The organism is Candidatus Eisenbacteria bacterium (assembly GCA_013140805.1).
Classification (GTDB): domain Bacteria; phylum Eisenbacteria; class RBG-16-71-46; order RBG-16-71-46; family RBG-16-71-46; genus JABFRW01.
Genome location: JABFRW010000167.1, coordinates 1 through 8,619 on the forward strand (window position 1 = coordinate 1; position 8,619 = coordinate 8,619).

8 protein-coding genes and 1 pseudogene are annotated in these 8,619 nt (G+C 70.2%); all 9 read right to left on the reverse strand.

What is annotated here, in order from left to right:
- Nucleotides 1-306: 306 nt before the first annotated feature.
- Nucleotides 307-678 carry an acyl-CoA thioesterase gene (locus tag HOP12_12890; GenBank protein NOT35042.1) on the reverse strand — a complete coding sequence of 124 codons (372 nt, stop codon included), beginning with the start codon at nt 676-678 and terminating at the stop codon, nt 307-309.
- Nucleotides 679-722: 44 nt separating this feature from the next.
- Nucleotides 723-1,613 carry a lysophospholipid acyltransferase family protein gene (locus tag HOP12_12895; protein NOT35043.1) on the reverse strand — a complete coding sequence of 297 codons (891 nt, stop codon included), beginning with the start codon at nt 1,611-1,613 and terminating at the stop codon, nt 723-725.
- Nucleotides 1,610-2,674: a DNA-protecting protein DprA gene (dprA, locus tag HOP12_12900; GenBank protein NOT35044.1), complete on the reverse strand. Its 1,065-nt coding sequence runs from the start codon at nt 2,672-2,674 to the stop codon at nt 1,610-1,612. Before dprA ends, HOP12_12895 begins: the two co-directional genes overlap by 4 nt.
- Nucleotides 2,646-3,320: a HEAT repeat domain-containing protein gene (locus HOP12_12905; protein ID NOT35045.1), complete on the reverse strand. Its 675-nt coding sequence runs from the start codon at nt 3,318-3,320 to the stop codon at nt 2,646-2,648. Before HOP12_12905 ends, dprA begins: the two co-directional genes overlap by 29 nt.
- Entirely contained in the window at nt 3,317-4,381 is a 1,065-nt protein-coding gene (obgE, locus tag HOP12_12910; GenBank protein ID NOT35046.1) for a GTPase ObgE, read from the reverse strand. Before obgE ends, HOP12_12905 begins: the two co-directional genes overlap by 4 nt.
- The gene (locus HOP12_12915; protein NOT35047.1) at nt 4,347-5,447 is read right to left on the reverse strand and encodes an isocitrate/isopropylmalate dehydrogenase family protein; all 1,101 of its coding nucleotides are present in this window, start codon (nt 5,445-5,447) and stop codon (nt 4,347-4,349) included. The genes obgE and HOP12_12915 overlap by 35 nt, the downstream gene beginning before the upstream one ends.
- A gap of 11 nt (nt 5,448-5,458) precedes the next feature.
- On the reverse strand, nt 5,459-7,387 hold the full coding sequence (locus tag HOP12_12920; protein NOT35048.1) for a hypothetical protein: 1,929 nt from the start codon (nt 7,385-7,387) through the stop codon (nt 5,459-5,461).
- A gap of 25 nt (nt 7,388-7,412) precedes the next feature.
- Nucleotides 7,413-7,829, reverse strand: a pseudogene (locus HOP12_12925) (hypothetical protein).
- Nucleotides 7,830-7,856: 27 nt separating this feature from the next.
- A partial coding sequence (locus HOP12_12930; protein NOT35049.1) for a phosphate acetyltransferase occupies nt 7,857-8,619 on the reverse strand: 763 nt, incomplete at its 5' end.

The window sequence follows — 8,619 nt, forward strand, 5'->3', positions numbered from 1 at the left end:
CTTCATATCATGCGCATTCGCGGCGCAATTGCAGGCCGGCACGGCGCCTCGCGGCGAGCCGCGCGAAAACGATTCAGCGCCGCGCGAGTTGCGTGCAGCTCCGCGCACGTGGCGAACGCTGCAGCGAGATCAGCGGGCGAGTCGTGCGTCGCGGCGATGTCGCGCCCGAAAGTCGTCAAGCGAAATCAGCAGCATGACCGCGCCCTCGCCCCTGCCCTGCCTGCCCTGCACTGCCCTGACCTGACCTGATCTGACCTGACCTGCCCGCAACAGGCTCCATCCGGACTCACGATCGAGCCGCGAGCGTCAGCTCGAGCGGTTCCCTTCCCGGCCCCGCTCGAGCAGCTCACGCAATTCTGCACTCGGCTTGACCGGCCGGCCCGCGAGGTCGAGGAAGCAGTGCTCGGTCCAGCCGTTCGCCAGCTCCCGCTGCTCGTCAGCGTTGAAGATCCGATACTCGAAGCGGACCGTCGCACGCCCGATCGATTCGACGCGGGTCTCGATCTCGAGTCGATCGTCGTAGCGCGCGGGCAACCGATAGCGGCAGTGCGCCTCGAGCACCGGCAACCGAATGCCCGAGGCCTCGACCGCGCGATAGGTCGTACCGAGCGCGCGCAGCATCTCGGCGCGGCCGATTTCGAACCAGCGCAGATAGTTTCCGTAGTACGCGACGCCCATCTGATCGGTATCGCCATAGCGGACGCGCAACTCGTAGCGGTGACTCACTTCTCCTCCGCGAGGGGCGGCGGTGGGGTCTTCCAGCGGCGGTGAAGCCAGAACCAGGGCTCGGGAGCCGCCCGGACCCTGTCCTCGAGCAGCGCGACGTGGAGTGCGGTGAGTCGACTCACTGCATCAGGAGCGTCGGGATCCGGCACCTCGAGCTTCGGCAGAATCTCGAGCTCGAGTCGACCGTCGTCGCGGCGCGTGACCCAGCCCATCAGCAGCGGCACCCGCGCGCGCAGCGCGAGTGCGGCCGGTCCCCGCGGCGTGCTGGCCGGCGATCCAAAGAACGGGACGAACACCCCGGCGCGCCGCGCATCCTGGTCCGCCAGCATCGCGACGAAGCGATTCTCGCGCAACGCACGCACGATGCCGCGGCTCTCGCCGAGCCGCAGCGTCCCGATTCCAGCTCGGTGCCGGAGTGCGGTGACCCACGCATCGACGGATGGATTGGAGATTCCCTGCACGACGAACGAGGTCGGGTGCCGCTGTCCGATCCATGCGCCTCCGAACTCGAACGCTCCATAGTGCGCGGTCAGGATGATCGCACCGCGGCCATCACGCGCCGCGGCATCGAGGTGTTCGACCCCGCGCGTCGCCGCCATCACTTCGCCGAATGGCGCCCGCACCAGTTCCGGCAGTCGCGGGTACTCGCACGCGACCCGACCGAGCTCTCGATAGTGCGCGGTCAGGATCGCGGCGCGCCGCGCCGCGGGCGCGTCGGGAAATGCTCGCGCGAGATTGGCCCGCGCCACCTTCGCGCGGACTCCCAGCGACTGCACCGTACTCCCCAGCAGGGCGCCCAGCCCGAGCGCCTGCGAATGCGAGAGCGAACGGGCCAGGCTCGCGACACCGTGCAGCGCGACGCTCTCGAGCCGGTGCGAGAGCTTCATCGTGCGCCCTTCGATCGTGCCTCGGAACGCGCGATGCCATCCTCGCCGCCGCGGCGCCACGTGCCGCCCGCGAGGCGTTCCGCGAGTCCCGCCCACTCGAGCTCGAGCAGCGCCGCGAACGTTTCGTCGAGTGGAGCTGCCGCGCCGGCCGCGATCCCCTCGACCCACGCCGGAGTCGACGTGAGGGCCGCGCGCACGCGTGCGATCGTCGGCGCACCCGCCGGTACCGCGGGTCGCGCCTCGGCCGCAGCGACGCGTTCACGCGGCCGCTCGCGACTCGGTGTCGGATCCCGCCCGGCATCCGCTCGATCGATCGCCGCGAGCACGTCGGCCGCCGACTCACACACGAGTGCTCCGGTGCGCAGCAGCGCGTGCGGGCCGCGCGCCACCTCGCGATCGAGATCGCCCGGCACCGCAAGGCGCGCCCGCCCGAGCGTCGCCGCCACCTGCGCGGTTCGCAACGCACCGCTCGTGAGCGAGGCTTCGACCACCACCACCGCGGCCGCGAGCGCGGCGATGAGTCGGTTGCGAACCACGAACGCGCCCTTGAAGGGCGGCGGGCCCGCACCGTACTCGCTCACCAGCGTGCCGCGTTCGATCACTCGCTCCGCGAGCTCGCGATGGTCGCGCGGCACCACGTGGTCGAGGCCCGAGGGCAGCACTGCGACGGTCGCGCCGCCGGCGGCGAGTGCTCCTTCGTGCGCCGCCCGGTCGATGCCGCGAGCCAGCCCGCTCACGATCGTGAACCCCAGTCGGGCGAGGTCGTGTGAGAGGCGTTCGGCGTGACGCCGCCCGTACGGAGTCGCAGCGCGTGCTCCGACCACCGCGATCGCGCGGTCGAGCGGTGGCAGCGTGACACCGCGTCCGAACACGACTGCCGGGGGATCGGCCAGCTCTCGCAGGCCCGCGGGATAGCCGGCATCCTCGATCGCCCATGACCACGCGCCGAGTGCCGCGAGGCGCGCGGCACGTTCGCGGCGTGGCGCTCCGTCGAGCGCGCCACCGCCACGCGGCACGCGAGAGAGATGCGCTTCAAGCGCCTCCGCTTTCGGATCGTTCACTTTCCCCTGCCTTCCGCGGGGGCGAGTGACGCGTCGGGCTGGTGAGGACCTCCCACTCGAGGCCTTCCTCCAGCGCTTTCACCGCCGGGCTGTCGTCCGACAAGTCGGCGCCGGACGCGGCGTGCGTGATCTCGTCGTGGGCGGCGAGCCGCTCGATCCGGTCGCGCAACGCGCGATCCCGGGCCCCGAGCTGTTCGAGTGCCGCGAGTCGGCGCTCGTCGCCCAGGTCCTGGAGTCCGCGAGCCGTCGCGGCCGCTCCACCGTGTCGGCCGATCCTCACGAGTGCGTCGAGCGCCGCATCGGCGACGCTCGCATTCGAATCCTCGCGAAGGCGCAACAGACCTGGGATCGCCTCGCGCCGCGCGAAACGCCCAAGGACGCGGGCGGAACTTGCGCGGGTGAACCACAGGCCCTGCTCGAGCAGCGGCAACAGCACCGGAGAGCAGCTCTCGCCGATCCTCAACAGCGATTCCTCGGCGAGTTCCCGCAGATACCACGACTCGTCGCACAGGCATTCCACGAGCAGCGACAGTGCTTCCTCGTCGCGGCGCTGTTCGAGGCCGCGGATGTATTCGCGCTTGCCGGAAAGTCCCCGCGAGTTCAGCACGTCCGTGGAACGCGGCGCTCCGATCTTGTCGTCGCTCATGTCTGACCCTCAACCCAGGGGCCGTCGCGCGTTTCGTCGGACTCCGCAAGCTCCGAATCGCTCGCGGCCACCGCGAGCCACAGCGCCTGCAACAGCTCTTCGAGTCCGTAACCGGTCTGGGCACTGATCAGCAGCGCGCCCGGAACACCGACGCGAGCGGCGGCGCCCGCGCGTTCTTCGGCCGGCAGGATATCAGCCTTGGTCAGCACGGTCAGCCGCGGTTTGGTGAGCAGTGTCTTGCTGTGCTGCGCCAGTTCGTTTTCGATCATCGCAAGATCCGATGCTGGCGACTCCGCGCCGACGTCGGCCATCAGAAGCAGCACTCGGGTGCGCTCGATGTGGCGCAGGAAGTCGAGTCCGAGTCCGCGTCCCCGATGCGCATCCTCGATCAGACCCGGCAGATCCGCCGCCACGAAGCGACGTTCGAGGTCGAGCTCGACGATGCCGAGGTGCGGTTCGAGGGTCGTGAACGGGTAGTCGGCGATCTTCGGGCGCGCGCGCGTGATGCGCGCGAGCAGTGTGGACTTGCCGGCGTTCGGTGGTCCCACCAACCCGACGTCCGCGATCAGCTTGAGTTCGAGTTCGAGCTTGCGCTCCTCGCCCGCCTCGCCCGGATCGGCGCGTCGCGGCGCCTGATGCGTCGCGGTCGCGAAGCGTGAATTGCCACGGCCGCCGCGGCCACCCTTGACCGCCACCCAGCGATCCCCCGGCGCCAGCAGGTCGATCAGAACCTCGCCGGAGTCCGAATCCTTGACGACCGTGCCGGGCGGAAGGCGCAGCACCAGATCCTCGCCGTCGCGACCGGTGCGATTGTTGCCGGATCCCGCACGCCCGCCGCGCGCCCGATAGCGGGGTCGCTCGTGCACGTCGAGCAGCGTACGCACGTGCGCATCCACCTCGAAGATCACACTGCCGCCGCGTCCCCCATCACCTCCGTTGGGTCCACCCTTCGGCACGTACTTCTCGCGTCGGAAGCTGATGCAGCCGGCGCCGCCCTTGCCGGCGAATACTTCGATGCGCGCGAGGTCAATGAGCACGGCGGGCTCCAGTTCGGAGCGCATCGATGATCGCGTCCGCCATCTGCTCGGTGGTGGCGGCCCGATCCGCTTCGGCCGCGACTCTGAGATCGCGCGTCACCACGCGCCCCTCGGCGAGCACCTTGGTGATCGCGGACTCGAGCCGCCGCGCCGCTTCGCGCTCACCCAGGTACTGCAGCATCATCACGCACGACAGCAGCAGCGCGGTCGGATTCATGAGACCGCTGCCCTTGAACTGGGGCGCCGAGCCGTGCACCGGCTCGAACATCGCGATGCCGTCGCCGAGATTCGCGCCCGGCGCGACGCCCAACCCGCCGACCAGTCCTGCACACAGGTCGGACACGATGTCGCCGTAGAGGTTCGGAAGCAGCAATACGTCGTACTGCTGCGGACGCTGCACCAGCTGCATGCACAGGTTGTCGACGATCACATCCTGGAACTCGATGTCGGGGTAGCCGGCGGCGACTTCGCGCGTCACGCTCAGGAACAGCCCGTCGGTGTCCTTCATGATGTTCGCCTTGTGTGCTGCGGTGACCTTGCGGCGGCCGTTCGCGCGCGCGTACTCGAACGCGAAGCGCGCGATGCGGCGACTGCCGGTGACCGAGATCGGCTTGAGCGAGAGGCCCGCGTCGTCCGGAAACGTGCGACCCAGCAGCCGCGCGACCAGGGCGCTGACCTCGCGCACGCCTTCGCTGTCCTTCGCGAACTCGAGTCCGGCGTACAAGTCCTCGGTGTTCTCGCGCACGATCACCAGATTCACGTCGTGGGCCATGCGCGGAACGCCGGCGTAGGTGCGAGCCGGTCGCAGATTGACGTACAGATCGAGTTCCTTGCGAAGCGCCACGTTGACGGAGCGGAATCCGGTTCCGATCGGGGTCGAGATCGGTCCCTTCAAGCCCACCCGCGTGCGGCGCAGCGATTCCAGCACTCGCGGTGGCAACGGCGTGCCTTCGGCGGCGACGCAGTCGGCACCGGCTTGCTGCACGTCCCACTCGATCGCCACCCCGGTCTCGGTCAGCACGCGGCACGCGGCCGCGACCAACTCGGGGCCGATGCCGTCGCCGGGGATCAGCGTCACGAGGTGTGGCATTCGTTCTCCTGTCAGAGGGTGCCGGTGCGCTCCAGCGCTTCACCGGTTTCGCGCGCGAAGCGGGCGAGTCGCCCGCCCGCGCGTAAGTCGTCGATTTCGAGTGCGTCGTGTGCATGCCGCAGCGTGAACTGCCGCCCGTGCGTCAGGTCGCGACACACGATCGGCTTGCGCGGTTCGAGCGCGTGCGGCAGGTCGGGCAGCTCGAGTTCGTGACCGAGTGTCGGGACGCTCCACGAGCCCGCGCACTCGAGCGCCAGGATGCCGAGTGACGCCAGTGCGTGTCGCGCCGCCGCAGCGTACCCGGTTGCGAGGATGACGCGCACCCCGACCGAACGCAGCGCGATCGCCTCGTCGAGCGAATGGGCGGATTCCCCGATCGCGCCGCGCACTCGAATGCAGCCGCTTCCCGCTGCCCGCGCCCGCTCGGCGAACCCCGGGAGCTGGATCGCGAGCACGTGCAGGGCCAGCGCTTCGGGGCGCAGGCGCACCCCCAGTGCACGAGGCCCCCAGCGAATCCAGCCCTCTTCCGGAAGGTGATCGAGGTCCGCGATCAACACCGCACGCAGCGCCGCCTCGAGCGGCGGTCCGAGCGGCAGTGCGGGCGCAACCGAAACCTCGGCGGCCGGGTTGGCAGCACCGGCGCGAATCAGTCGCGCATCTTCGAGCCTTCGCTCCAGCGGACCGGACGCGCGCCACCCTGCGGCGAGTGGTGGAGGAAGCTCCGCGGCGTCCAGTTCGCGCGGGTCCGCCAGACGCCCGAGCACCGCACTTGCGGCGATGGTGTCGGGGCCACACGCTCCCCAGCCGCCTTCGCCAGCGCACATGAGCCAGCGCCCGCCGCGCGTCTGCGGCGCCTCGTGCGGCGAGTAGGCGTGCAGTTCGGCGCCGGCCGCTTCGAGTGCGGCGAGCAGTCCGCACGCGGCCAGGGTGTCACGCACTCGCCGCGTGCCCATCACCACGACGAAGCGCAGTGACTCGGCGCGCGGGCGTCCGCCCATGCGCGTGACGAGTCGAGCCAGATCTTCGACCGTGGCGCGCGGGCCGACCCACACCCCTTCGATCGGCGCGCCCGAGAATCCGCGCGCCTCGACTGCGGCGGCATCGAGGTTCAACCACAGCATCGGTTCGAGCACGCCGGCGTCGAACTCCAGCTCGTCGAGCGAACCGTCGCCGTCGAAAGTGAGCGCACGCCAGTCGGTCTCACGCCCCTCGAGCGCCAGCCACTCACGCGTGCGTTCATCGGAAGGGAACAGGACCCGCCAGCCCCGCACCGCGAATGCATCGGCGGCCGCGATACGCTCGGACACCGGCAAGCTCGCCAGGTCCGCTCCACGCCATTCGAGAGTCACGCGCGAAGAGAGCGCAAGCCGCGGATGCCGCATGAGCGCTGCCGCCAGATCGAAGCCCGAGGTCCAGTCGGACAGCTTGCCGAGCAATCGCACTGCAAGCGGACGCGGCGCGGCCACGCGAAGCGGTGTGCCGGCGATCAGACCGACGGCGTCCAGTGCGTCGACCTCCTCGATCAGCGTGGCGAGCGCGCCGCAGCGTCCCAGCTGAGCGAGCGGCCCCGCGAGCATCCGCGCCGGAGCGGCAAGTCGCGCGAGTGCCAGTCCACCGGTCTCGCCCGCACCGGGGCGTGCCAGAGTCAGGCCGTGACGTTCGGCCGCCAGCTCGATGTCGCGCTGATCCCGCATCGCCTCCTCACCACCCCGCGGGCCTTCGCGTTCGAGCACTGCAAAGGTCGGCACCGCCGTCGCGCGTGAGAGCCCGAGCGATCGGCAGCCGAGCGCGACCAGTCCCGCGCGCTCCTCGTCGAGCACCAGATGATCGGGCGTGACCAGCACCCGCTCGCCGCCGACCGGGATTCCCTCACCCGCCGCGCGCGGCCGCCGCTCGGAACGATGCGCGGCGATCAGCGCAACGCTCGCCCACGGATTCACGTTCGCATTCCGCGCGGCAGCCGGCTCAGGCCGAACCACCCGATCCCGAGCCACCGCCAGACTTCGAACCACCGCCGGACTTCGAGCCACCTCCGGAACCTGAGCCGCCGCCAGATCCCGAGCCACTGCCCGAGCCTGAGCCGCCACCGGAGCCCGAGCCACCGCCCTAGCTCGAGCCACTTCCCGAGCTGTCGCCTGACTTCGAGCCGCCGTCCGAGCCACCCGAGGCGGTGTCCTTCTTCTTGGCGTCCTTGTAGGACTTGCTCCGATAGTCCGTGATGTAGAAGCCCGTGCCCTTGAACAGCAGCCCCCCGCCGCCCGCAGGAACCCGTTTCGACCGCGCCTTGCACTTGGGGCAACGCTTGGGCGCTTCGTCTTTGATGCCGTGAAAGAGTTCGAATCGGTGCCCGCACTTGGGACACAGATAGTCGTAGGTCGGCATGCACGCTCCCTGATCGATGATTCCGTGTCAGCGGGTTCCCGCGACCGCCGCGCCCGCGCTTGCGGCGCACGCGATCGTGCACACCTCGACCACGTCTTCGGTCGAGCATCCGCGCGACAGATCGTTCGCCTGGCGCGCCAGCCCCTGCAGAATGGGACCATACGCGCCCGCTCCGGCGAGTCGTTGGACCAGCTTGTACCCGATGTTTCCCGAGTCGAGGTCCGGGAAGATCAGCACGTTTGCCTGCCCCGCCACCACGCTGTCTGGGGCCTTGCGTTTGGCGACCGAAGGTTCGAGCGCCGCGTCGGCCTGCAGTTCGCCGTCGAAGTGACGATCCGGGCGACGTTCCCGCGCGATGCGCAGCGCCGCCCGGACCTTCTCGACGCGCGGATGCTCGGCGCTGCCGCGCGTCGAGAACGACAGAAAGGCGACGTGCGGCACCTGTCGCATCAGGCGCTCGCAACTGTCGGCGGTCGCGATCGCGATTTCCGCGAGCTGCGTGGCGTCGGGATCCGGCACCACCCCGCAATCCGCGAACAGCATCGCGCGTTCGGCATGTCCGGCAACTGGCGGCACCACCATGAGGAAGAACGAGGACACCGTCTTGACGCCTGGCGCGGTGCCGATCAGCCAGATCGCGGCCCGCAAGACGTCCGCGGTGGTGCGTTGCGCACCCGCAACGAAGCAGTCGGCGCGCCCCTCGCGCACCTCGGCCGCGGCCTGGAACAACGGATCGCGCGCCAGTCGTTCGCGGTCGGCGGCGCCGAGCCGCTCGCCGCGCGCCGCCGAG